The sequence below is a fragment of the Segatella hominis genome (assembly GCF_019249725.2).
Taxonomy (GTDB): domain Bacteria; phylum Bacteroidota; class Bacteroidia; order Bacteroidales; family Bacteroidaceae; genus Prevotella.
Window position 1 is genome coordinate 901103 of sequence record NZ_CP137559.1, and the last position, 24620, is coordinate 925722.

Sequence of the window (24620 nt, forward strand, 5' to 3'; positions counted from 1 at the left end):
GGGGTAGTCAAGTATTCAAAGACTCAGTTGAGTTGATAATAAATAATAAAAGGTGAATGAGAATTATTCTCATTCACCTTTTATTATTTATAGGAATCGATAGGATAGAATCTCTATTTTATTTATTATAGAAATCTATGATATTAAATCTATGCATGATTGGAATCTACTTTTTAGTAGCTTCTTGCGATGATGACACGAGCCACAGCAGGCTTGCCGCTTACCATATCCACACCAGGTGTCTGCTCATAAGCGAATGGCACGCAGCGGATAGTAGCCTGTGTTTCCTCCTTGATCTTTGCCTCGGTCTCGGCTGTACCATCCCAGTGGCAGAGGAAGAAACCGCCATTCTTCACGCGCTCCTTGAACTCCTCGTAGTTGTCGCACTCATAAACGTGAGCATCACGATAAGCACGAGCCTTTTCGAAGATGTTCTTCTGAATGTCTTCCAGCATATCCTTTACGCGCTCTACGATACCATCGAAGCTTACATTCTCCTTCTCGAGTGTATCACGGCGCATAATCTCGATGGTGTTGTTCTCCAAGTCACGACCACCCATAGCGAGACGCACAGGAACACCCTTCAACTCGTAGTCAGCAAACTTGAATCCTGGACGCTTAGCAGTATTGTCATCATATTTCACTGAGATGCCCAGCTCGCGGAGTTGGTCGATAACAGGCTGCAACTTAGCTGTAATCTGAGCCAACTGCTCCTCGCCCTTGTTGATAGGGATGATAACCACCTGGATAGGAGCTAACTTTGGAGGCAATACCAAACCATTATCGTCGCTATGAACCATGATGAGGGCACCCATCAGTCGGGTAGAAACACCCCAAGAAGTAGCCCATACATACTCAGGCTTATTTTCCTTGTTCAAATAAGTAACATCGAAGCTCTTGGCGAAGTTCTGACCCAAGAAGTGGGAAGTACCGCTCTGGAGAGCCTTGCCATCCTGCATCATAGCCTCAATGGTATATGTGTTCAAAGCACCAGCGAAACGCTCAGTCTCAGACTTTACACCCTGTAATACTGGAACACCCATGTAGTTTTCTGCAAAGTCAGCATAAACCTTCAGCATCTCCTGAGCCTTTGCCTCTGCCTCTTCCTTAGTAGCATGAGCGGTATGACCCTCTTGCCAAAGGAACTCTGATGTACGGAGGAAAGGACGAGTACGCATCTCCCAACGCATGACATTACACCACTGGTTGCAGAGGATAGGGAGGTCACGCCAAGAATGAATCCAGTTCTTGTATGTGTTCCAGATAATAGTCTCTGATGTAGGGCGGATAATCAATTCCTCATCGAGCTTTGCATTAGGATCTACCTCTACCTCAGTACCATCTTCCGTAGAACGGAGGCGATAGTGAGTAACTACGGCACACTCCTTGGCAAAACCTGCTACGTGCTCAGCCTCACGAGAGAAGAAACTCTTCGGAATGAGGAGAGGGAAGTATGCATTCTGTACACCTGTCTGCTTAAACATCTTGTCGAGCTGCTGCTGCATCTTCTCCCAGATAGCGTAACCGTATGGTTTGATAATCATACAACCACGTACAGGTGACAACTCAGCGAGGTCAGCTTTTACTACCAAGTCATTATACCACTGACTGTAATTGTCAGCACGCTTGGTCAAATTCTTAAGTTCCTTAGCCATTTTTATTATTCTAAATTTTAATATTCCAAATATATTATAATATAGGTATCGTCAGATATCTGCGCTCCGTTCTTAGGAGTAAAATATCTTCAGAAAATGTGCACAATAGGGATTTTCCAACCCAAAATAGGTGTTTCCCTTTGCCCTTTTCATCAAATACCATTAAATTTGCATGCAAAAATACAAAAAAATATTAGAAAAAGCTCCATAATGGAGAAAAAAGAGTTATCTTTGCAATTAAATAACAAAAATATAGGAGATTTTGAATATGAAAAAGATGAAATTTTCGGTTGCAGCACTTTCTATGCTGTTGGTTTTGGGTAGTTGTCAGACTAAGACTGGTACAGGTGCAGCAGTAGGTTCTGGTGCAGGTGCAGCCCTCGGTGCTATCGTAGGTGGTTTGTTGAACAATAGCCATCGTGGTACAGGTGCCCTCGTTGGTGCAGCTATTGGTGCAGCCGTTGGCGGTGGTGCTGGTACTTTGATTGGTAAGCATATGGATAAAGTGGCTGAGCAGGCTAAGGCTGTTGAGAATGCCAAGGTAGAGCAGGTTACTGATGCCAATGGTTTGGCTGCTGTCAAGGTAACTTTCGATTCTGGTATCCTTTTCCCTACTAATGGTTCTACATTGAGCAGCGCAGCTAAGAATGACTTGGCTAAGTTTGCTGGTGTATTGAAGAGTAATACTGATTGTGAGGTTGCTATTCAGGGTTATACCGATGCAACTGGTAATGATGGTATCAACTTGCCTTTGAGTCAGAAGCGCGCTGATGCTGTTTATAGCTATCTTTCTTCTTGTGGTGTAACACGTAATCAGGTAAAGACTGTTGAGGGATTGGGCTCTTCTAACCCAGTTGTCAATACAACTGCAGCTTGTGCTCAGAACCGTCGTGTAGAGGTTTACCTCTATGCTTCTCAGGCTATGGTTAATGCCGCTAATAACGGAACATTGAAATAATGATACTTAAAAGAATTAGAAATATTCTAAGATGGGTGGTGGTGCTGTTTTTCAGTACCACCATTCTTGCTGTTGTAGTATATCGTTTCTTACCGGTTTATTTTACCCCTCTGATGTTTATCAGATGTTTTCAGCAAGTTGCTGATGGTGAAAGCATTACGTTGCATCATCATTGGGTAAGTATGGACAAAATCTCTCCTCATATGCCTGTAGCTGTAATGGCCAGCGAGGATGGTCGTTTTCTGAAGCATCATGGTTTTGATTTTAATGCCATCGAGAATGCTGCTAAGAATAATGCCCGTGGAGGTAAGGTTCATGGAGCCTCAACCATCAGTCAGCAGACTGCCAAGAATGTTTTTCTCTGGCCTGGTCGCTCTTGGACCCGTAAAGGCTTTGAGGTGTATTTTACTTTCCTGATAGAAATGATGTGGAGTAAGCAACGTATCATGGAGGTTTATCTCAACAGTATAGAAATGGGCAATGGTATCTATGGCGTAGATGCTGTGGCCGAATACCATTTTAATAAAAAGGCTTCTGATCTTTTCAGAAGTGAATGTGCATTGATAGCGGCAACGCTTCCTAATCCAAGAAAATTTGATTCCCAGAATCCGAGCGCTTATATGAAGAAGCGCCAACGCCAGATAGAGCATGAAATGCGTTTTGTGCCTTCTTTCCCAAAAGAAGGTGAGGATTTTGACCCTTCTACTGCAGTGGGTGGTTATAAGGGTAAATAGTTATAATATTTGAAGTTTATGGATTTATTGAACGACTTGAATGAGGCGCAGCGTCAGGCTGTGGAATATATAGACGGTCCTTCGCTGGTGATTGCCGGTGCCGGATCTGGTAAAACACGTGTTCTTACTTACAAGATTGCTTATCTGTTGGAAATGGGATTGAAACCTTGGAATATCATGGCTTTAACCTTTACCAACAAGGCTGCTCGTGAGATGAGGGAACGTATTGATAGACTGATGGGAGGCGATTTGGCTGCCCATCTGTATATGGGTACATTCCACAGTATCTTTTCACGTATTTTGCGCGCAGAAGCGTCTCATCTTGGCTTCAATAATAATTTCACTATTTACGACGAGACCGATTCTCGCTCCTTGCTCAAGGCTATTGTCAAAGAGATGGGGTTGGATGATAAGATTTACAAGCCAGCTGCCGTACATCATAAGATTTCGATGGCAAAAAACCAGTTGATGGGACCGAATGAATATGCTGCTAATGGTGAACTCATCCAGCGTGATTTGCGTGAGAAGATGCCAGAGGTGGGGAAGATCTTTGCTGCTTATGTTCAGCGTTGTAAGCAGGCTAACGCAATGGACTTTGATGATTTGCTTACCCTTACTTTCCAGTTGTTCCGTGATCATGAGGATATCAGAAGGAAATATGCAGACCGCTTTGATTTCATTCTTGTGGATGAGTATCAGGATACCAATCAGGTTCAGATGAATATCGTGATGCAACTTTGTAAGGAAAAGCAGCGTGTCTGTGCGGTGGGTGATGATTCGCAGAGTATCTATAGTTTCCGTGGTGCTAATATTGATAATATCCTGAATTTCAGACGCCATTTCGATGATGCCAAACTTTTCAAGCTGGAACAGAACTACCGCTCTACCCAAACTATTGTCAATGCCGCAAACAGTCTGATTAAGCACAATCGTAATCAGATTCCTAAGGATGTGTACAGTGAAAATGCAGAGGGAGAAAAGCTTCTGTACCAGCCTGCCTATAGCGATAAGGAGGAGGCTTTAATCGTCAGCAAGGACATCAAGCGGTTCAAGCGTATGGATGACTGCGAGTATAGTGATTTTGCCATCCTTTACCGTACGAATGCGCAGAGCCGTAGTTTTGAGGAAGAATTTCGTAAGCAGGGTATCCCTTACCGCATTTATGGTGGATTGAGTTTCTATCAGCGCAAGGAAATCAAAGATATCATAGCTTATTTCCGTCTAGTGGCTAATCCTGATGATGAGGAGGCTTTCAAGCGTATCATCAATTATCCTACTCGCGGTATTGGTGCTACTACTGTCAATAAGGTGATTGATTGTGCCCGCAGCCAGGAGGTCAGTTTGTGGGAAATCATTTCTTCTCCCGAACATTATGGATTAGCTGTCAACAAGGGTACGCTTACTAAGTTGGATAAATTCCGTCTTCTTATCAGTAGTTTTATAGAAAGAGCTAATCAGGTGGATGTCTATGAACTTGGTGAGGCTATTATCAAGGAAAGTGGTATCAGTGCAGAAATCTTTAATGGCGGTAAGGACGCAGACAATATTGCCCGTCAGGAAAACTTGGAGGAGTTCTTGAGTGGTATGCAAACGTTTGTGGAGGAACGCAAGGAAGAGGATAGGGCAGAAGAGATATTTCTGACTGATTATCTGCAGGATGTAGCCCTGTTGACCGACCTGGATAGTAAGGGAGATGATGATGCTCCCCGTGTTTCTCTGATGACTGTTCATGCTGCCAAGGGTCTGGAATTCCCAACCGTCTTTGTTGTCGGTCTGGAGGAAAATATTTTCCCAAGTCCTATTTCTGCAGTTTCTTTACGTGAACTTGAGGAAGAGCGTCGTCTGCTTTATGTGGCTATTACACGTGCAGAGAAGCGCTGTGTCCTGACCAATGCCAAAAACCGTTTCCGCTATGGAAAGATGGAGTTTGATAATCCAAGCCGTTTCATTGATGAGATTGATTCTCGATTGGTTCAGGCTGAAGGTGAATCGAGTGGAATGGATAGTGGTTATGGCGGAAGAATGCCCTGGAATCGGGATGATTATTCCAGAACCCGCAGGTCAATATGGGAGCAGGATGATGACGAACCGGAGTTTTTGAGAGGTCAACGTAGACAGAAATCTGTGGTATCCCAATTTATGCCGGATCCAAAGCCATCATTCAGTTCTCAGGGCTATAAGTCTGAACCGAAATCTGCCTCTCGTTCTGACAGTTATAGATCTGAACCGAAATCTTCGTCACTCAATGAAGGAAACTTCAAGTCTGTAAGAGCTGTAAATGCTGCTCGCAGGATTATGGGGAAGGATACACCTGTTTCCGGAACGAATTCTTCTTTTGGAGGATTACAGGAAGGAGTCAAGATAGAACACCAGCGTTTTGGTGTGGGAACTGTGGTGAAATTAGAAGGTTCTGGAGAGAATGCAAAGGCTACCGTAGAATTTGTTAATTCTGGTCGTAAGCAACTTTTGTTGAAGTTTGCTAAGTTTACTGTTGTCAGTTGAAATGATTTGATGTTCTTATTCAGAGGTTTTCATCTTTAGGGTTCAGTTGGACTCATGTTTTTTGATCTCTGAATAAGTATCGTCATTTATATTCCATTTTATTCTTCTGACCCAATCAATAAATACCTATAAAAAAGCGAAAGAAATAAGATTCTCATCCTATTTCTTTCGCTTTTTAATATGATAGAGTTTATTAAAACTACGTCATTTATAGAGCCTCATCCTCTGGTTTCTCAGGAATAGCCCTTCCGCCTTTAATCACAGGAAAACGTTTTTTCTTGCGAAGCCATGCAGCTTTTCGCTTTTCGTAGTCCTCCCGATGACGCTCCAGGAAATTGTCTTCCATCTTGATTAATTCTCTTTAAACTTGCTATAGATGACTTTGATCTGAATAGGTCCTGCGGGAACATTCTTGCCATCTTTGGTCTCATATACATCAGTTCCCTTTACCAGTCGGGTAGAGGTCAAACTCATACAGTGTGTCATCTTACTGATAACGGTAGATGAGTTCTCTGTTACCGTAGTGATGGTGATAGGTACGAGTACCGCCTTGTTCCAATTCTCACTTTTACCCTTGTTCTTATACATGGCAGTAATCAAGTTACTGATATTGCTGAACGTATAAGTGTTCTTATTGATGGTATTGTATGTGGCGTAGAAGGATGTTCTATTGTCTGTAATATCACCATTCTCAAAGAAAGACTTCAAACTGTCTTTAGGCAGTAAGAGAACCGTCTGTGGAGTATCAAAATTATATGCATTGTTATCATCCACATTGTTGATTCTTGGGAACATAACCGTTGCTGTATTCAGCGTATCCTTCTCATGACCTCTGATGATATCTTCTACAGGGAGAGTAACTTCAGTGAAGATGCCCGCAGGGGACTTCAAATATGTACAACTTTCATCTGCAGCCAACTCGTTGATTCTGTTCTGGTCATTGGTGATCCTATTCGTCTGAAGGACCTCTTCTGTACCATCAAATCGGTTGAAGCCGTATGAAACAACAGTACTGTCTGTTACACCATCAGAAGCCTTGACGGTCTTCTTTCGGGTCCAGTAGAACTGGAGCTCAGTATTCCAGATGTCAGCTACGTTGCCGATACCACCCTCATGCTTGATATAGAAACCAGGGCAGATATTCTTCATGAATTCATAATTGCTCTTGAAGTATTCTGGATGCTTCTCGTAGTTCTGCATGATGTATGTACCATAGTTGTCATACTGTACCCCATTTTTCGTAAAAGGCTTGTTGAAATAAATCTTGAAATAGCCCTTTGATTTGGATAGGGTATATGTAGCGCTGGAATGCAAATTGTCCTTGCTCACATATCCTTCAGCCATCGGGTCGTAATCAGAATAGTAATTTCTGTCCTCAGGCATCGCTTTGGTCATTTCGTATGCAGTAACCTTCATCGGTGCGAGGGTGTCTCCGTATGTGCTCTGATAGCTCACGAGGAGGAAGCAGGAATCAGCTTTGAGTACACCATTGTTGGCATCCTTGATATATTTTAGAGTATCGAGGTCGAATGAAGAAAGCGGAGCTAACTGAGCCATATAGTCGGCTGTCAGATAAGCTTTTGTTTCCGGATCCTTTACTTTACCAATAATACCATTATTTGTCTTGCTTAAAACGGATCCTGCAGCCAATGAATTGGTAATTACATTGTATGTTGCATCCGTAACGGTGAGTTTATCCACATTATTAGTGATAGACGAACCAATCATGTCGGTAGTGTCATCACAGGCAACCATGGAAAAGGCTGCCATTATCAATGCTGTATATTTGAAAAACTTCATTTCTAAATTTTGTTTTTTAAAACCCTTTGCAGGGAACAGAATATTGCAGAATAAACTTTTATTCTTCGTCAGGACAAACCTCATTGATGAAGTTTGTATATGGTTCTTCGAAGTCGTTGCCAGTGAATCCCAGCATAGGCTTTTCTTTCTCCTTGGCATATTCCAGAAGGATAGGGTTTACGCCCTCTTCACCTTCTACCACACCATCTGAATAGTCGATGGCCAGTTTGCCGAGTTCTACGAAGTCAAAGTCGTTCTTGTAACCATCCAGAAGTTCTGCTTTCGCATCGCGGAAATCTACGCACTGCTTAAAGTTGGTGCCTAACTCTCCCTTCAGTTCGTTGTTGTAAAGAGAGATGATAACCTTGGAGTTTGCGAATGAAGGTTCTTCTGCGTAGGCAGTTTTGATATAGAGAGGTACCACAGCACTCATCCATCCCTGACAAACGATTACATCAGGCTGCCAACGTAGTTTCTTGACAGTCTCCAACACGCCTCTTGCATAGAAAATAGCGCGCTCACCATTATCGGTGTATTCCACGCCATTTTCGTCCGCACCCATTTGGCGGTTGTTGAAGTAATCATCGTTGTCGATGAAATAGATTTGCTGACGGGTTGTCGGAATAGAGGCAACCTTGATAATCAGTGGATGATCCGTATCGTCGATAATGAGATTCATGCCAGAAAGGCGAATAACCTCATGTAGTTGACCACGTCGCTCATTGATAATGCCCCATTTTGGCATGAATGTTCGAATTTCGAAACTTGCCTCCTGCATTTTCTGAGGCAACTCTCTTCCCATGACAGACATGCGGCTTTCAGCTACGTATGGATTAATCTCCTGATTGATGAATAATACTTTCTTTGCCATAATTATTAATTTATTCTTCTCGAATTAGGTGCAAAGTTACAAAAAAAAGTTGAAATTAGCGAAAAAATTAGGGAAAACAAAGAAATCAATGCCCTAAAAGGCATATTTTTATGATATTTTTTTGTTATTTCAGAAATTAGTTGTTATTTTGCACCCTGAAAACAGATTTAAACGATGAAAGTATTCAATAAGATTGTTGACCTCCAGAATGAACTTTTCGATGTTCGCAAGGAGGGAAAGGAAATCGGCTTAGTGCCAACTATGGGTGCGCTTCATGAGGGTCATGCCTCTTTAGTTAAGCGCAGTGTTAAGGAAAACGGTGTTACTGTGGTATCAGTTTTCTTGAATCCTACTCAGTTTAATGATCAGGGTGACCTGGATCGCTATCCTCGTACACTCGATGCAGATTGCAAGCTTCTTGAGGCTTGTGGTGCTGATTATGTATTTGCTCCATCAGTTGAGGAAATGTATCCAATTCCTGATGAGCGCCATTTTGAGTTTCCACCGGTTTCTACCGTCATGGAGGGCGCTAAGCGTCCTGGACATTTCAATGGCGTATGCCAGGTAGTTAGCCGTTTGTTCTATATCGTTCGTCCTACTCGTGCTTATTTCGGTGAGAAGGATTGGCAGCAAATTGCAGTCATCAAGCAACTCGTCAAGTACATCGGTAGTGATGTCAAAATCGTAGAGTGTCCTATCATTCGTGATGAGGATGGTCTTGCGAAGAGTAGTAGAAATACCTTGCTCTCTGCTGATGAGCGTGCTATTGCTCCTTCTATCTTCAAGGCTCTCAAGGCGAGTGTGGAGTTCGCAAAGACTCATACTGTCAAGGAAACTCACGACAAGGTGGTTGAGGATATCAATGCCGTGGATGGTCTTGAAGTGGAGTATTTCGAGATTGTGGATGGTGATACCTTGCAGGATGTTGCTTCATGGGATGACTCTGCCTATGTTGTAGGTTGTATTACGGTGTATTGCGGAAAGACCCCTATACGCCTGATCGACCATATCAAGTACAAGGGGTAATCCTGGCGATAGAAACAGTATCATTTAGCTCTATAAATTTAGTCAGTTTGATAAAGATAAACGAATCGAGATATGCAAATCGAAGTATTGAAGAGTAAACTCCATTGCGTGACTGTTACGGAAGCCAATCTCAACTACATGGGAAGTATTACCATCGATGAGGATCTGATGGATGCTGCCGGACTGATTGCTGGAGAAAAAGTTCAGATTGTAGATAATAATAATGGCGAACGCTTGGAAACCTACATCATCAAGGGTGAGCGTGGCAGTGGTTGCATCTGTTTGAACGGTGCTGCTGCCCGCAAGGTTCAGGTGGGTGATACGGTTATCATCATTGCCTATGCCATCATGGACTTTGAGGAGGCTAAGACTTTCAAGCCTACCGTGGTTTTCCCAAAAGAGGGAAATAAGGTATAGGATTCTATTCAATGGAAAAGGAAAAAGGTGTGCCTGAAGTGGATTTCCCACTTTTGGCACACCTTCTTTTTTATGTTCCATGGGACATAAAAATATTTAGTGAGAAGAAAAATCTGCGTGCGCAAATATTATATTTTATTCTTCGAGAAATGACTCATGATGAAACGGCCACCGAAGCTCAATATCAAAACGATGATGGTGAGCACCACGGCTGCAGCATAGGCTCTGTTCTGTACATCTTCCTGTGGAGCACTCAACTGGAAAAATACGCTTAGTGGTAGCGTTGCGGCTTGCTGGTTGAGACCATGAGGGATATGGTCTGAAAAGCCTGCCGTAAACATCACACCGGCACAGTCTCCAATGGCTCTTCCGATGCTCAAAAGAGTAGCGGTAGCGATGGCTGGAGCTATCTGTCGCAATACGACGCCGATGGTTTCTATGCGTGTGGCTCCTAAACTGTAGGAACTGTCCAGAATCTCCTGTGGGATGGTCTTGGCTACTTCGTCCATCGAACGAATCAGGATAGGTACTATCAGCAGGGTAGTTACCAAAATTCCACCGCCCAGCGAGGCTCTGATTCCCAACCATACCATGATGGTGAAGGCAAACGAGCCATATACGATACTTGGTATTCCAAAGAGAGTGTCGTAAGCCAGACGGGCAGCATAACCGAATTTGGAATTCGGTTTCAGATACACGTTCATATAGAATACTACAGGTAGTGCGATAAGCAGTCCGACTATGGTAGAACCTCCTACGATATAAAGACTTCCCACGATGGCATTGAGAAAACCTCCCTTACCGCCCAGATAGAAACCTCCGCTTGGTAATTGACTCACCATTTCCCAGGAGAGTACCGGAAATCCTCGTCTGAAGATGGTCCAGAGAACGCTCAGTACGAAGAAAGCGACAATGCCGATCGACAGAAGCATCAAAATTTTCACGATTTTTTCTTCCAAGTATTTCATAAGCCTTTTGTCCTTTTACCCTTTTACTTTTTTACCTTTTTACCCTTTTACCTTTTTACCCTTTTACCTTTAAAAGCACGATTCTTGAACAGAGATTCAGGATGACCACTACGAAGAAAAGCAGGAAGGCTGCAAACATCAGAGCACTGTCGTAGAGCGGAACTGAAAGCATTTCACCATAATTATTGGCGATAAGTGCCGGAATCGGATAGCAGGCATCGAGCAGACTTCCTGGTACGATGGCAAGATTGCCGCAGACCATGAGAACTGCAATCGTTTCTCCGAGCGTACGGCTCAAGGCCAGTACGATGGCTGCAATCATTCCCGATCTTGCTTTTCTCAGAACCACGTATTTGATGGTTTGCCATTGCGTAGCACCTAAAGAGAGCGAAGCCTCACGCAGTTCTTTCGATATGTTATCGAAAATCTCCATGAACAGACTTACTAAGAGGGGAATAACCATGACTCCTAATACGATGCCTCCTGCAAGCACCGTATATCCCGAAGAAAAATCAATGAAGAGAGGAGCTACATATTTTGAAATGAAAGGTACTATCAGCAAGGATCCCCAGACACCATAGATGACCGAAGGTAAACCAGCGAGAATGTCGAGTAGGGGATAAACGTATTTTCTAATCCTTCGATGGGCATATTCCGTAAGATATATAGCCATGAAAAGTGATATCGGTAAGGCAATAATCATGGCGAGTACTGTGCACCAGAAGGTTCCGGCAAGGAATGGCAGAAAACCAAATTTCCCTTCCATCGGTCGCCAGTTGCTTTCCGTGAGCAGGTCCCACAGATGATACAGGCTCAATATCGGTTCCGATTTGATGAACAACCCTATCGTCATGGCTATCACCAGTAATATGGAGGCAATGGTCATGATGAACATCACTTGTCCTGCAATCTTATCCTTTGCAATTCTATAATCCATACTCTTTTTATTTTTCAAGAATTATTTGAGCAGACTAACGCCCAATCCCAGCAGTAGAAATACTGCAGCTTCCAAAATATTGATGATCAAATTCTTCATGCTCATTCCTTTCTTAAAAACATTTGAATTGACTTTCACTTCGTCCGTCGAACGTTGTTTCTTCACTCTTCACTCTTCACTTAAAGCCTAGCTTCTCTGATGAAGTCCACACTCCCTGTGCTCTGGAGATTCCCACCACCATCTGCCTGCACGGATATCCTCGCCAGGCTTAATAGCCCTTGTACAAGGTTGGCAACCGATGCTCGGAAAACCTTTGTCCTGCAGCTTGTTATAAGGCACATGGTGCTTCTTTACATACTGTTCAACGTCATCTTCAGACCAGTTGATGAGTGGGTTTACTTTGATGAGGTTGTGAATGTCATCCCATTCTACTACCTGCATGTTCTTTCGGGTCACGCTCTGCTGCTTTCTCAGTCCACAGATCCAAACATCCAGTCCTTTCATTGCCCGTTTGAGAGGTTCCAGTTTTCTCACCTGGCAACAGCGGTGGCGACTTTCTATGGAGTTATAAAACAGATTGATACCTTCTTCTTTCACCATCTGTTGTACTGCCTCATAGTTGGGGAAGAATACCTCCAGGTTGATGCCATACGTCATGTTGGTCTTGTCGATGAGCTGGTAAGTCTCCGGGAAAAGGCGACCAGTATCAAGTGTGAAGATGCGTGCAGTTTTATCTGTCTTCACGATGATGTCGGTAAGCGTCTGATCTTCTATGCTGAGAGAAGAAGAAAGAGCGATGCGCCCTTTGAATGCCTGAAGGAAATAACCGACAATTTCCTCGGCAGGCGCATCGCTGAATTTCTTATTGAGCTCTGGTACGAGAGACTCTATATTACTTTGATCATTTCTCATTTTTCATTTCTCATTACTTAATAAGTCCTGCTCCCACAGTCTCGTTGGTATCAGGATCGATGAAGATGAGGCTTCCCGTCACCTTGTTCGCCTGATATGGGTCGAATACCAATGGGTTGGCGGTGTGGATAGTGATTTCGGCGATGTCATTCATCTTCAATTCACTTACTCCCTCTTCCTTTTCCAAAGTATTGATGTTGCGGCGGTAGTTGATGCTGCGTATCAAACCCTGTGTTTCGAAAGTAGCCTGACGGATTACATATTTATTCCTTATGGCAGCTGGGCGCTCGTTGAACCAGCAAACATCCAGCGTAATATCCTGTTCGATACTTGGCTGCTTTTCGTCTGCCTTCACAATCGTATCGCCACGAGAAATGTCGATGTCATCATTCAGGGTCAGCGTTACGCTCATTGGTGAATAAGCTTCCTCTAAATGCTCCTCTACAAAGTCGATGCTCTTGATGGTACTTTCTGTACCTGAAGGAAGAACCCTAATTTTGTCACCCGGACGGATGATACCGCCGCTTACTCTACCTGCATAACCACGATAGTCTGGGAACTGATTGCTGATAGGACGAATCACATACTGTACAGGGAAGCGGAAAAAATCACTCACCGTCTTATGACCTACTGGAACGGTCTCCAGATAGTTCAGAAGTGTTGGACCGTCATACCAAGGCGTCTTTTCACTCTTGTTGACTACATTATCTCCATCCTTGGCGCTGATAGGGATAAATACTACGTTCTTGATATTGAGAGTCTCAGACATCTTCTTGTAGTCTGCGATAATCTTGTTATATACATCTTCACTGAAATCAACCAGGTCCATCTTGTTGATAGCCACCAGAATATGTGGTATTCCGAGAAGCGAAGAAATATAGCTGTGACGTACTGTCTGCTCCAATACACCATGTCGTGCATCGATGAGAATGATGCTCAGATCGGCAGTACTTGCACCCGTCACCATGTTGCGGGTATACTGAATATGTCCCGGAGTATCAGCGATGATAAACTTGCGTTTCGGTGTAGCAAAATAGCGGTAAGCCACATCGATGGTGATGCCCTGTTCACGTTCAGCACGGAGACCATCCGTGAGCAAAGCTAAGTTCACCTCTTCATTACCACGGCTTTTACTTGCCGCTTCCACCGCCTCCAACTGGTCTTCGAAAATCGACTTGCTATCATAAAGTAATCTTCCTATCAAAGTACTCTTTCCATCGTCCACGCTGCCCGCAGTAGAGAAGCGGAGCAGTTCCATATCTAAATAACCTCTGTCCATGCTTTTTAAATCTTAAGTGTTAAATGTTGAGTTGTTTGCACTATATGCTTGCTATGCTCATTTCTCATTTCACATTTCTCATTAAATTAGAAGTATCCCGCCTTCTTGCGGTCTTCCATTGCCGTTTCACTTCGCTTGTCATCGGCTCTTCCTCCACGTTCTGTCACACGTGTTGAAGCAATTTCATCGATGATATCCGCTACGGTTGTTGCTTTTGATTCCGTGAGTCCGGTGCAGGTGATGTCGCCGATGGTTCGGCAGCGAACCAGCTTCTTTACCACTTCCTCTGTAGGCTTGCGCTTGATGCAAGGCAGGGCTGCGAGCCATTGTCCGTCGCGGTTGAATACCTCTCTTTCATGGGTGAAGTAGAGTGAAGGCATCGGGATGTTCTCCAAAAAGATATACTGCCATACATCCATCTCGGTCCAGTTGGAGATAGGAAACACACGGAAGTGTTCGCCCATGTTCTTTCTGCCGTTGAAGATGTTCCAGAGCTCAGGGCGCTGGTTCTTCGGGTTCCATTGTCCGAATTCATCACGATGACTGAAGAAGCGTTCCTTGGCACGGGCTTTCTCCTCATCTCTTCGTGCGCCTCCGATGGCTGCATCGAATTTATATTCCTCCAGGGTGTCGAGCAGGGTAGTGGTCTGCAGTTTGTTGCGGGATGCATAATAACCTGTTTCCTCCTTCACTCGTCCCTTGTCGATGCTTTCCTGCACGCTACCCACGATGAGTTCGGCTCCGAGTTTCTTCGCCAGTTCATCACGATACTGGATGGTTTCCTCGAAGTTATGTCCTGTGTCGATGTGCAACAACGGGAATGGAATCTTTGCCGGATAGAAAGCTTTGTAGGCAAGATATGTAATCACGATAGAATCCTTGCCACCCGAAAAGAGGATGACTGGACGCTCGAACTGGGCAGCTACTTCGCGGAGCACGTAGATAGATTCTGCCTCCAGTTCCTTGAGATGTTTGATAGTCTTATTGTCCATAATCTATGTCTTTTTTTATTATTATTTTCTGGGTGCAAAGGTACTGTGATTTCCCCACTTGGGCAATACCACATGGGGTGTAAAAAGACTACCATACAGGGAGTAAAGAACATACCATACATTTGGTATAAGGCTGCCAAACGTATGGTATGTATGATGGATAACGTATGTGGATCCTATATTAAATAAGGTGTAATTACTTTATAATGAAGGGTGTAATTACGGTGTGTCATGGATAGATCTCGATATGGCTGCTGCCGGAGTTGCCATTCTTGATGATCCTTATCTGGGTGGTGATGCGCTCGCTCATCGTGTCGGTATGACTGATGACGCCCACCTTCTTGCCTTGCGAACTTTGCAGCATGGCGAGGGAATCGATGACGGTGGCTAAGGTATCGGGGTCGAGGGTTCCAAAGCCTTCGTCGATGAACAGATTCTCGAAGGAGATGTTACGGGAGGACAATGCCGACAGACCCAGGGCGAGACCGAGACTTACGATGAAGGTTTCGCCACCTGATAGGGAGGTGGTGTCTCGGATATCGTCGGCACGGTCGTGGTCGATGACTCTGATGCCCAGCGAATGCTTTACCTGCTGCAGTTCGTAACGGCTGTTGAACTTTCTGATTTCCTGGTTGGCGTGCGCTATCAGGAAACTGAGCGTATAGCATTGGGCTATCTTGCGCAGCGTCTTTCCGTCTGCTCCGATGGCATCCGTAATGGCTGTCCAGTTGTCCTTTTCCTGCGTTACGTGCTTCAGAGCCTCAGCCTTGTCACCCAACTGCTTCACGGCTTCCTGATGGTTCTGCATCCTGGCGTTGGCGGCAATCAGTTCGTTGCGCTGGCTTCTTTCCTGATACTCCTGCTGAATGGCTAAGAGAGCATCACGGGTTTGGGCAGGCTGATGTTCCAAGTGCTGCTGATGCACCTTTTCTGCGCTCTGATAAAGGGCGGTAGTTGAAGCCACGGCTTTCTCCATTTCGTCCTTTTCCCGTCGGATAGCGTTCCAGTCTTTGGCAGAGTGAAGCATCTCCCGGATGGTATTTCGGTCGATAAGGCTTGGTTCGATGCTCTTTTCTGCAAGCTGCTTGTTATATTCCTCAATCCAAAAGTCGAGTTCCTTTTCCTTCGTTTGCAGATTCTCTTTCATCGTCTTGTTCTGAGACAGCATGGTTTGATGCGAACCTTTCCTGTTGGCGAGTTCTGCCTTCAGTTTGTTGATATTCTCGTTCTGGTCATCTGCTGCTTTTGTTGCTTCGTCCTTAGCTGCAGTCAGTCTTTGTTCTGCCGCATCAGGCTCTTCGCCATTCAGAATCTGCTGGTATTGCGCCTGCCATTCCTCCATTTCTTTCTTGGTGTTATTCCACGCTTGAAGAGTTTTCTCGTAAGCTTCTTTCTTGTTCTTTTCTTGTGAAATGAGATTTGTGGTAAGTGCTTTGTGCTCAGCCAGTTTTGTAGCGCATATTGAAGTGCTTTCTTGAGCGTTATTCAGTATCGTTGAAGCCTTGCTTTCATACGCAGCTTCATCCTTTACAGCCTTATCCTTGAGTTGGGTCAGCCGTTCTATCTCTTTCTGAATCTTGTTAAACAGGCTCAGTTTGCCGGTTGCTTCTTTCGCCTTGTCTTCATAGATAGGCAAGAGCGATTTCAGTTCTGCCTCTTTCTTTGGAATCTTTGGATACTGGGCGATGAGTGCCTTCCATTCCTCTTCGTAAGTTGCGATTTCACGCGAGAGTTTTTCCTGTTGTTTTTGGAGCGTCTGTACTTCGCCGTCGTTCTGTTTTCTTTCGCCGGAAAGATCCTTCTCCTCTTTCTGCTGCAGTTTCAGCAGATCCTCTTTTGCTTTCAGAAGTTGCGAGAGTTCCGTGGTGGCTTCCTCAAACTGTCTGTTGTCGGTATGATAAGGATGGGTCGTGCTGCCGCAAAGCGGACAAGGCTTGCCTTCGGTCAGGTTGGCACGATGAATCTCCCATTTCTCACTCACCATGAGGGTATAGGCATTTCTCAGCACCAGGGTCTCTTGGGTCAGCGCCTCGATGGTCAATTTGCCCAGCGCCTCATCTATCTCCGCGTTTCTCTTGCCCAAGACCTGGATTCGCTCTTCATTCTTCTGCTTTTCAGTTGTGGCAGCATCGAGATGAGCCACAACCTTGATGGCTTGCTGGACATCTTGCAGTTTCCTGTCAGCTACAGTCTTACTGTTCTGCAGTTCCTCTATGTTCTGTCCGGCAGTCTTATTTCTTTCCTTCTCCCAAGCCTGTTCTGCGGCTTGCGTCGCTTCGTGCAGAACCTGTTTCTGCTTGGCAATCTCTTCCTTGGTCGTTTTGAGGGCAAGGTTCGTTTTCTCCGTTTCAGCTTCCCATTTTTGGATGTTTCTGGCGTTCTCTTCCACATCTTTCAGGGCAGTTAGATTCTCTTTCTGTGCTAACTCCAATGCCTCTTTCTTTTCTTTCAGATTCGGCATTGCCGCTTCCATTTTTGTTTTCAGCGCCCTTGCTTCAGCGATAACCGGCATGGTCTTTTCGAGTTGCTCCTGTGCCTTGTTGACTACTTCCTTTAGGTAGGAGAGAGTATGCTCGCTTTCGGTGATGCCAACCTCCTTGCTTTTGATGGCAGCTTCCGATTTCAGGATTTCTTCTTCCTGATTGTGGATGCTTTGTATCTGTCGCTCAACTTCCTGTAACAGGTTGACGGCTGGTTGTACTTCATCGTGCAACTGGAGACGGATAATCTGGACTTGTATGTCTTTGATAGCGTTTGCAGCCTGCTCCATATCTGCTTGATAGATAGCTATTTGCTTCGTTTGCTTATCGTTTTCCTCATACCATTGCAGGTTTTCTGAGATGGCCTTCAATTGGCTGTCGAGTTCCTTCTCTGCCTTTTCCAAAAGGGTGATTTCCTCTTGCAGTTGGGCGAGTTCTTCGTCATTCAGCAGGTTCTGTTTTACTGCTTCCACTGATGCTGCCATCTGGTTGTAGGCATCCACCGCCTGGTCTTTTGCTTTCTTGATTTCAGTAGCGATGTTCGTATAAGTTTCCTCACATCCGATGAGTTTCTCCAGGAGTTCGTAGCGCTCGTTTTCCTTTGCAGTCAGGAAGTTGGCAAACGAACCTTGTGCGATGAGCACGGTGCGGAGGAACTGGTCGTAGTCGAGACCGATGATGTTCGGCAATTCGTTCCAATCGGCTATTTCTTCTGTCAGTTGTTCTCCGTTTCTCGTGATTTTATAGAGAGAAGTCTTGGCATTTTCATAGCGTACTCTTTGGAATCTGACGTGCCATTCTGCGCGGTAGATACTGCCGTTGTTGGCAAGGAAGGTGAGTTTACTGTAACCCTCTTTCTTGCCACGGGTCAGTATGTTTCGACTATCTGTAGGAGCTAACCGGTTGTTTTCATTAGCATCAGCTTCTCCGAAAATCTCTATGTTCTGATTCTTGTCGCCTTTCTTTCTTGGGTAGCGAGGGGCGCGGTTGTAGAGGGCAAGGCAGATGGCGTCGAGTAGGGTAGATTTGCCACTGCCCGTCGGACCTACGATGCTGAAGATGGTGCTCTCGCCTAAGGCACCTTCTTCAAAGTTGATGACCTCGCCACCCTGTTTGTCAAGCGAAGCGAGGTTGAGTATTTCGAGTTGTAGGAATTTCATAATGATGATGTCGTTAATAAATCGGATAACATTTTCTCCTGTCTTTCGTTCATCGGAGCGTTGTGCTTGATGGCAAAGGCCTCCTTCAAAGTATCAAGTGGCGGTCGGTTGACGATGTCCTCGATGCTGGTGATTTGCTGGGAACCTTGGATTGTGGAGAGGTCTAACTGCGGGATGATGCGCTGGATTTTGCAGAGTACGGCATCCTTCTCATTGACGAGATTCTCCAGTTCCTTGATGTCATCGTTGGAAAGCTTCTCCTGTTTCACCTTCAGCATTACGTAGTCGAAATGGTCGCTCAGTTCGCCATTCATCCTTTCTGAAAGTTCTGAATGGATGAGTTTCTGCCATTTCTTGATGGTGAGTTCCTCCTCGTTTTCAGGCAGAATGCGAAGGGAGTGCTGAGGCTTGTATTTCAGGAATTCTACTTTTATATCCTTGCTCTTGCCTTTGCAGTTTCCTGTTTCGTCCTCGTTCGTTCTGTTTTCTTCAATTTCATCTTTATTTTCCTTCATTTCATCTTCTTTCTTCTTCACTTCCATTTCCTTCTTTTCTCCCTTGTCACATCCGATGGTGATGAGGTCGATGCCGTGCGTGTAGTCTTTCTCGGCGAACGACATTGGAAGAATACTTCCCGTATATCTTGCCCAGTCGGTGTTCCAGATATGTTGCCGTTTGTGGATATGTCCGCAAGTCATGTAGTCAGGATGATCGTTCCATCCTTCCAAATCCACTTCCTCCTGTCCGCCGATGATGATTTTCTCGCTCGCATCCTTTTTGGCGATATCCGAGCCCTTGGCGTACATGTGGGCCATCATGATGCACTTTCTGCCCGGGTATTTCTTTCGTGCTTCAGCAGTCAGTTCTCTCAGGAAGGTGTTGACTCCTTGCGAATAACAGGCGTTCTGCACAACATCACTCCGAAGGAAAGGCACGGCGAGGATGATGATTTCTTCTCCTTCCTCATTGGACACAGGGATGATGAGATCGTCGTAGGAATAGAGCCAATGTCCGCCGGTTTTATTATCGTCTTCGTTTTCTCCCTGCTGCCAGATTTTCCTTACATTTCCTCTGATTTCTACATGGTATCTGGCAAGGAGTGGGCGGGGAGCCTCCAGTCGGCTGGCGGAATCGTGGTTGCCGGCGGTGATGATAATCTGCATGTTCGGGCACAGATGGGTGGCATCGGCAAGAAACTCGTAATAAACGGTCTGTGCTGCTGCCGATGGATTTCCATTGTCGAAGATGTCTCCTGCGACGAGGAGTGCATCGGGCTTTTGTTCATCGATTTGCACTAAGAGCCATTGCAGGAAGTGCTTGTGTTCAGGCAGTCGGTCGTTGCCGTGAAACAAGTTGCCCAAGTGCCAGTCGCTGGTTGCTAATATCTTCATACTCATAGGGGGTGTGTTATCTTTGTCTTTTTCTTTGTTTCAAGTTTACAATCGTTTTTCCTCTGTTCCAAGATTGCAATCCTTGAACTCGGAAATGCAATCTGACCACAAAGTTAGCATAATTCTTTGGGATAAGCAAGGAAAAATACCCTAAAAATGAAGAAAAATGACTGGAAAAGTGAAGATATTTGGGTAAACTATTGTTTTCTACCTGATAATGTTGTATCTTTGCCTAATAGAAATCTTCGTTCAAAGACGTTGAATGTCGGTTCAACGACTCTGAACGGCGGTTCAACGACTTTGAATGTCGGTTCAACGTCTTTGAACGGAGATTTCTCTTAGGATGAGATACTTTTATTCCTAAGTAGGAAGATCCTGTTACTTAGTAGAGATCATATCTCTCAGAGATAGAAGGACCGATTAAGTGAGAAAACTAACAATCTAAATAAGAAAGGAAAAGAAATGGCAAAGTACAAATTGCAGGAAATGAGTGATATGCGTGATGAAGGCAAGCGCAGAGTTTATCCCAAGATGGTGCCCTATCGCACGCTTTCCAGAAAGGAATTCATCGAAAAGATGCAGAGTTATCATCGTGACCTTTCTCAGGGCACTATTGAAGCGGTTCTGACAGATGTGGAAGACGTGTTGGTCCGTATGCTCTCTATGGGTTATAATGTGAATCTCGAAGGCTTGGGCACCTTCTCCTTGTCCCTTGGTTTTGAGGATGACAAGCCTACGGAGATGCAGACAGATGACGACATGATGAAATATCGCAAGGTAGGGGTGAAGAACGTCAACTTCAATTCATCTCCTGAGTTTGTGAAGGCTGTAAAGATGGAGACCGACTGTGATTTGGAACGAGAGATGAGTGGTGTGAAGGTTATCCGCAAGCAACTCTATTCCAAGGAAGAGCGCATTGCCCGTGCCTTATCGGTATTGGAAAAGAACGCAGCTATCACTCTCGGTGATTATGCCTACATCAACGATATGAGCCGCACCGCCGCTTCCCTCGAATTGAAGGAGATAACCCAAGACCCGACATCACCTATCCGCTCGATTGGAAGAGGAAGCCACAAGGTTTGGGTGAAGCGATCTTAAAGGAGGGGAAAGTCAAGAACTTCGATACATTGGAGGATATGATGGATTATCTGGAGGCTTAGGCGTGGGTATAAGATGCCGTATTAAGAAGTAATTCATCAACTATTTTATTGGGATTTGCAAGAAACTTTCCGATTTTCTTGCAAATCCCAATTCTTTTTATTACTTTTGCGGTTGTCTTGCCGTGGATGGTTGGCGATGAGTCGCTGGCTAGGTAAAAATCCATGGCTTGGCCTATCATAATTAAGAAAGACGTTCTCTACGTTTTCTTCTGTTCAATTGAAACCTCGGAAATTTCAAATGGGAAGCAGGTGAAGACAGCAGTGGGCGTCTACCCACTGTGTATATACACATGGCATAGGTGTGCCCCTTCGTCTGGAGGGGTACGCTCTGTGCTATCATATATATACCCGTTAGGCGTAGGCTCTATTGCTTCTTATCTTTGTTCCCATAGGTCGTCCGAGGACCTCAATTGGCAAGGGTAATGCGAGTGATAGATTCCCTACGCCTTCCTTTTTGATAGCTAATCAGTTATCCTATTCCTTATCTTGCGATGAGGCTGGACTAAAATCAAAATAATCTTTTTAAATCAGATGGTTTCTGCTTTCGGGAATCGGTGGAGTAATAGGATGGCAAGGCTTTGCTATGCTCCCATCGGCAACGGAAGTTATGGCAAAGAAACTGCAACTCAGCTATAAGGAAATCGAATCCCGATTAGAATCGTTTAAAACTAAAGTGGTGCCAGCCTCTGAGGTTGGCTACGAGATACTGATGGCTTTTGGTAAAAGCGAAAAGGATGTGTCGAGATACAAGGAAGGAAAGGGTATCTTGAAGACATTCGATGGCTTGCTTATCAAAGGCTTGTTCTGCTATCAGGCTGTAGATACTTTGCATCTTACCACCAGGTTGGAGGCATTGAAGACTGATGCTCAAGTAAAGAAGGCTGCACCAAAGATTATTGCGGTGAGCGATGGTGAAACCCTCCTTGCTTATGATACTCGTGAGAATGATACTTACGAGCAGAAACTCGTCAAGATGCACAGCGACTTTGGCTTCTTCTATCCTTTGATGAACGTAGAGCGAGTACACACTACGGCAGAAAACCCTGCCGATGTGAAGGCTGCTGAGAAACTTGCCAAACTGCATGATGAGATTCGTGCTTATAACGAATATAATAGTGATGACGACTTGCACGACCTTAACATCTTCATCACCCGCCTGCTCTTCTGCTTCTTTGCCGAAGACACAGGTATCTTTGCCGTAAATCTCTTTACCAACTTTATCAAGCAATTTACCAAGGAAGATGGTTCCGATCTCGGCGAGATGCTAGGTCAGGCATTCCAGGTGATGAATGTGCCAAACAAGGAGCGTTCGGAAGAACTTACCAAGGAAATCAATCAGTTTCCTTACGTGAATGGCGGTCTTTTTGCCTCAGACATTCCTATCCCAAAGATGGGTTATAAGGCTAGAAAGATTATCATCGAATGCGGCGACTTGGATTGGAAGGACATCAATCCGGATATTTTCGGTAGTATGATTCAGGCGGTGGTGAATCCTGATGTGCGTGCCAAGGAAGGTATGCACTACACCAGTGTGCCTAATATCATGAAGGTAATCAATCCACTCTTTATGGATGATTTGAGAGGGGAATATAAGAAACTGACGGACTTTTACGATCAGAAGAGAAACTTGTATGACATGAGCGTATTGTCCATCAATCGGTTTGTGGCGGAATGCAAGCCTATTGTCAGGGGGTGCGACCGCTTGCTGTTGCGTATGAGTAAGATGAAGTTCTTCGATCCAGCGTGTGGAAGTGGCAACTTCTTGATTATCACCTATAAGCAGTTGCGTTTGTTGGAGATAGACATCTTGCATCTTCGCAAAAAGTGCCAGCCAGAGCAGATGCTCGATTTTATCGATGGTTCGTGCATCCGTTTGGAGCAGTTCTATGGAATAGAGCTTCTCGACTTCCCTCACGAGGTAGCCATGCTTTCCCTTTGGCTTGCTGAGCATCAGATGAACAACAAGTTTCACGCCGATTTCGGTGTGAATGTTGCCGCCTTGCCTTTGCATAATATCGACCAGATAAAATGTGGTAATGCCTGTAGAATGGATTGGGAGGTAGTATGCCCACATACCAAGGATGAAGAAGTGTTTGTATTTGGTAATCCGCCGTATTTGGGCGCTCGACTTCAAGATGTAGATCAAAAAGAAGATATGCAAGTTGCAGTCGGAGCAGATTTGGCGTATAACAATCTAGATTATATTTCCACTTGGTTTTATAAAGGTACAAATTATGTAAAAAATACTAAAGCAGAGCTGGCTTTTGTAACAACAAATTCTATTTGTCAAGGGGAACAAGTTCCATTAATATGGGATTATATATTTTCTCAAGATGTAGAAATATTCTTTGCTTATACTTCTTTTAAGTGGTCTAATAATGCAAAATATAATGCTGGTGTTACTTGTGTGATTATAGGCTTACGAAGTTGTCGTACAGGAAAGAAATGCTTGTTTTGTACTGGAGAAGCACGTGAGGTTGATAATATAACGCCATATTTAACTGCGGCTAAAACGAATATTATTACAAAGAAGTTTGCTCCGATTTCGGATTTCGTAGGAATGTCTTTTGGAAGTATGCCTAATGATGGAGGCTTTCTTCTGTTAGATCAGCAGGAAAAGGATGAAATAATGAAGAGTGATCCTAATTGTGAAAAGTTTATTCATCCTTTATTGGGAGCTCAGGAGTTTATCAGAGGTGAAAAAAGATATTGTCTTTGGATTACGGAGAGCAATTATGAAGAAGCTGATGCAATACAGGTAATTCATAAACGAATTCAGAAGTGTCAGCAAACACGATTAGAAAGTGAAAGAGCTAGTACTCAAAAGTTGGCAGAGAAACCATATTCTTTTGGAGAGGTTCGCTATAAAGAAACTGAGTGTATTATCATTCCTCGTGTATCATCTGAAAGGCGAAAGTACATTCCTATGGGGTTCTTGGACAAAGGAACTGTTATTTCAGATTCAGCCTTCGCCATCTATGACGCATCATTATGGCTCTTTGGCATCCTTACCAGTGAGATGCACATGGTATGGGTTCGAACTGTAGGAGGTAGATTAAAGACTGATTACAGATATTCCGCAGGTCTCTGTTACAACACTTTCCCCTTCCCATCCATCTCCGGCACAAAGAAGTCTGAGATAGAAGAGGCGGCAACGAATGTCCTTCTGGCTCGTGAAAACTATCCCGAGAAGACGCTTGCTGATCTTTACGACCCGGAAAAGATGCCGGAGGATTTGCGTGCTGCACATGAGGAACTGGATGCCATCGTAGAAAGCTGCTATCCTGGCGCTCCGTTCCCAAATGATGAGGCTCGATTGGAATGCCTCTTCAAACTCTATGAGAAAATGACAGCTAACAAGTAATAATTTGAATGGCT

At 44.5% G+C, this 24620-nt stretch carries 18 protein-coding genes; 7 read left to right on the plus strand and 11 right to left on the minus strand.

The genetic code is table 11. The features are described 5' to 3' along the window. Positions 1-173 precede the first annotated feature (173 nt). Positions 174-1655 carry a proline--tRNA ligase gene (proS, locus tag KUA50_RS03555; RefSeq protein WP_218456289.1) on the minus strand — a complete coding sequence of 494 codons (1482 nt, stop codon included), beginning with the start codon at positions 1653-1655 and terminating at the stop codon, positions 174-176. Between the two features lie 268 nt (positions 1656-1923). On the opposite strand from proS, the gene KUA50_RS03560 reads away from it, so the two are divergent. The 3 genes from KUA50_RS03560 to KUA50_RS03570 are packed head-to-tail and all read left to right on the plus strand — an operon-like array spanning position 1924 to position 5849. After that, positions 1924-2613, plus strand: a complete 690-nt coding sequence (locus tag KUA50_RS03560) for an OmpA family protein (RefSeq protein WP_218456288.1) — start codon at positions 1924-1926, stop codon at positions 2611-2613. Then, a complete protein-coding gene (gene mtgA / locus KUA50_RS03565) occupies positions 2613-3347 on the plus strand; it encodes a monofunctional biosynthetic peptidoglycan transglycosylase (RefSeq protein ID WP_118119160.1) in 735 nt (244 codons plus the stop codon). The genes KUA50_RS03560 and mtgA overlap by 1 nt, the downstream gene beginning before the upstream one ends. An 18-nt stretch (positions 3348-3365) precedes the next feature. Continuing rightward, entirely contained in the window at positions 3366-5849 is a 2484-nt protein-coding gene (locus KUA50_RS03570) for an ATP-dependent helicase (protein WP_218456287.1), read from the plus strand. Between the two features lie 208 nt (positions 5850-6057). Here KUA50_RS03570 and KUA50_RS03575 read toward each other — a convergent pair whose 3' ends face one another. The 3 genes from KUA50_RS03575 to KUA50_RS03585 are packed head-to-tail and all read right to left on the minus strand — an operon-like array spanning position 6058 to position 8520. Beyond that, the gene (locus tag KUA50_RS03575; protein WP_118119156.1) at positions 6058-6195 is read right to left on the minus strand and encodes a dehydrogenase; all 138 of its coding nucleotides are present in this window, start codon (positions 6193-6195) and stop codon (positions 6058-6060) included. A 5-nt stretch (positions 6196-6200) separates the two neighbouring features. After that, complete coding sequence (locus KUA50_RS03580; protein ID WP_218456285.1) at positions 6201-7649, minus strand: DUF4270 domain-containing protein; 1449 nt, start codon at positions 7647-7649, stop codon at positions 6201-6203. Positions 7650-7707: 58 nt separating this feature from the next. Continuing rightward, positions 7708-8520 (minus strand): glycogen/starch synthase, encoded by an 813-nt coding sequence (locus KUA50_RS03585; RefSeq protein ID WP_118119152.1) that lies wholly within the window; start codon positions 8518-8520, stop codon positions 7708-7710. Between the two features lie 174 nt (positions 8521-8694). Between KUA50_RS03585 and panC the strand changes: the two genes are divergently transcribed. Continuing rightward, positions 8695-9546, plus strand: coding sequence for a pantoate--beta-alanine ligase (gene panC, locus KUA50_RS03590; RefSeq protein WP_218456284.1), 852 nt, complete (start codon positions 8695-8697; stop codon positions 9544-9546). A gap of 72 nt (positions 9547-9618) precedes the next feature. Further along, the gene (panD, locus tag KUA50_RS03595; RefSeq protein ID WP_022110374.1) at positions 9619-9963 is read left to right on the plus strand and encodes an aspartate 1-decarboxylase; all 345 of its coding nucleotides are present in this window, start codon (positions 9619-9621) and stop codon (positions 9961-9963) included. Between the two features lie 128 nt (positions 9964-10091). On the opposite strand, the gene KUA50_RS03600 is transcribed toward panD, so the two are convergent. The 7 genes from KUA50_RS03600 to KUA50_RS03630 form a co-directional block, all read right to left on the minus strand. Further along, positions 10092-10931: a PstA family ABC transporter permease gene (locus tag KUA50_RS03600; protein WP_134842814.1), complete on the minus strand. Its 840-nt coding sequence runs from the start codon at positions 10929-10931 to the stop codon at positions 10092-10094. A 55-nt stretch (positions 10932-10986) separates the two neighbouring features. Then, positions 10987-11868 carry a phosphate ABC transporter permease subunit PstC gene (gene pstC / locus KUA50_RS03605; protein ID WP_218456283.1) on the minus strand — a complete coding sequence of 294 codons (882 nt, stop codon included), beginning with the start codon at positions 11866-11868 and terminating at the stop codon, positions 10987-10989. Between the two features lie 186 nt (positions 11869-12054). Continuing rightward, positions 12055-12780, minus strand: a complete 726-nt coding sequence (locus KUA50_RS03610; protein WP_218456282.1) for a phosphoadenylyl-sulfate reductase — start codon at positions 12778-12780, stop codon at positions 12055-12057. A gap of 13 nt (positions 12781-12793) precedes the next feature. After that, complete coding sequence (locus KUA50_RS03615) at positions 12794-14059, minus strand: sulfate adenylyltransferase subunit 1 (RefSeq protein WP_218456281.1); 1266 nt, start codon at positions 14057-14059, stop codon at positions 12794-12796. An 86-nt stretch (positions 14060-14145) separates the two neighbouring features. Continuing rightward, on the minus strand, positions 14146-15054 hold the full coding sequence (gene cysD, locus KUA50_RS03620; RefSeq protein WP_371318253.1) for a sulfate adenylyltransferase subunit CysD: 909 nt from the start codon (positions 15052-15054) through the stop codon (positions 14146-14148). A gap of 226 nt (positions 15055-15280) precedes the next feature. After that, a complete protein-coding gene (locus KUA50_RS03625; RefSeq protein WP_218456280.1) occupies positions 15281-18691 on the minus strand; it encodes an AAA family ATPase in 3411 nt (1136 codons plus the stop codon). Further along, positions 18688-20082, minus strand: a complete 1395-nt coding sequence (locus KUA50_RS03630) for a metallophosphoesterase family protein (protein ID WP_218456279.1) — start codon at positions 20080-20082, stop codon at positions 18688-18690. Before KUA50_RS03630 ends, KUA50_RS03625 begins: the two co-directional genes overlap by 4 nt. 462 nt (positions 20083-20544) lie before the next feature. Between KUA50_RS03630 and KUA50_RS03635 the strand changes: the two genes are divergently transcribed. Together KUA50_RS03635 and KUA50_RS03640 are read left to right on the plus strand one after the other, a co-directional pair. Further along, positions 20545-21180, plus strand: coding sequence for an HU family DNA-binding protein (locus KUA50_RS03635; protein ID WP_218456278.1), 636 nt, complete (start codon positions 20545-20547; stop codon positions 21178-21180). Between the two features lie 669 nt (positions 21181-21849). After that, positions 21850-24606: a class I SAM-dependent DNA methyltransferase gene (locus KUA50_RS03640; RefSeq protein ID WP_218456277.1), complete on the plus strand. Its 2757-nt coding sequence runs from the start codon at positions 21850-21852 to the stop codon at positions 24604-24606. Positions 24607-24620: the final 14 nt, after the last annotated feature.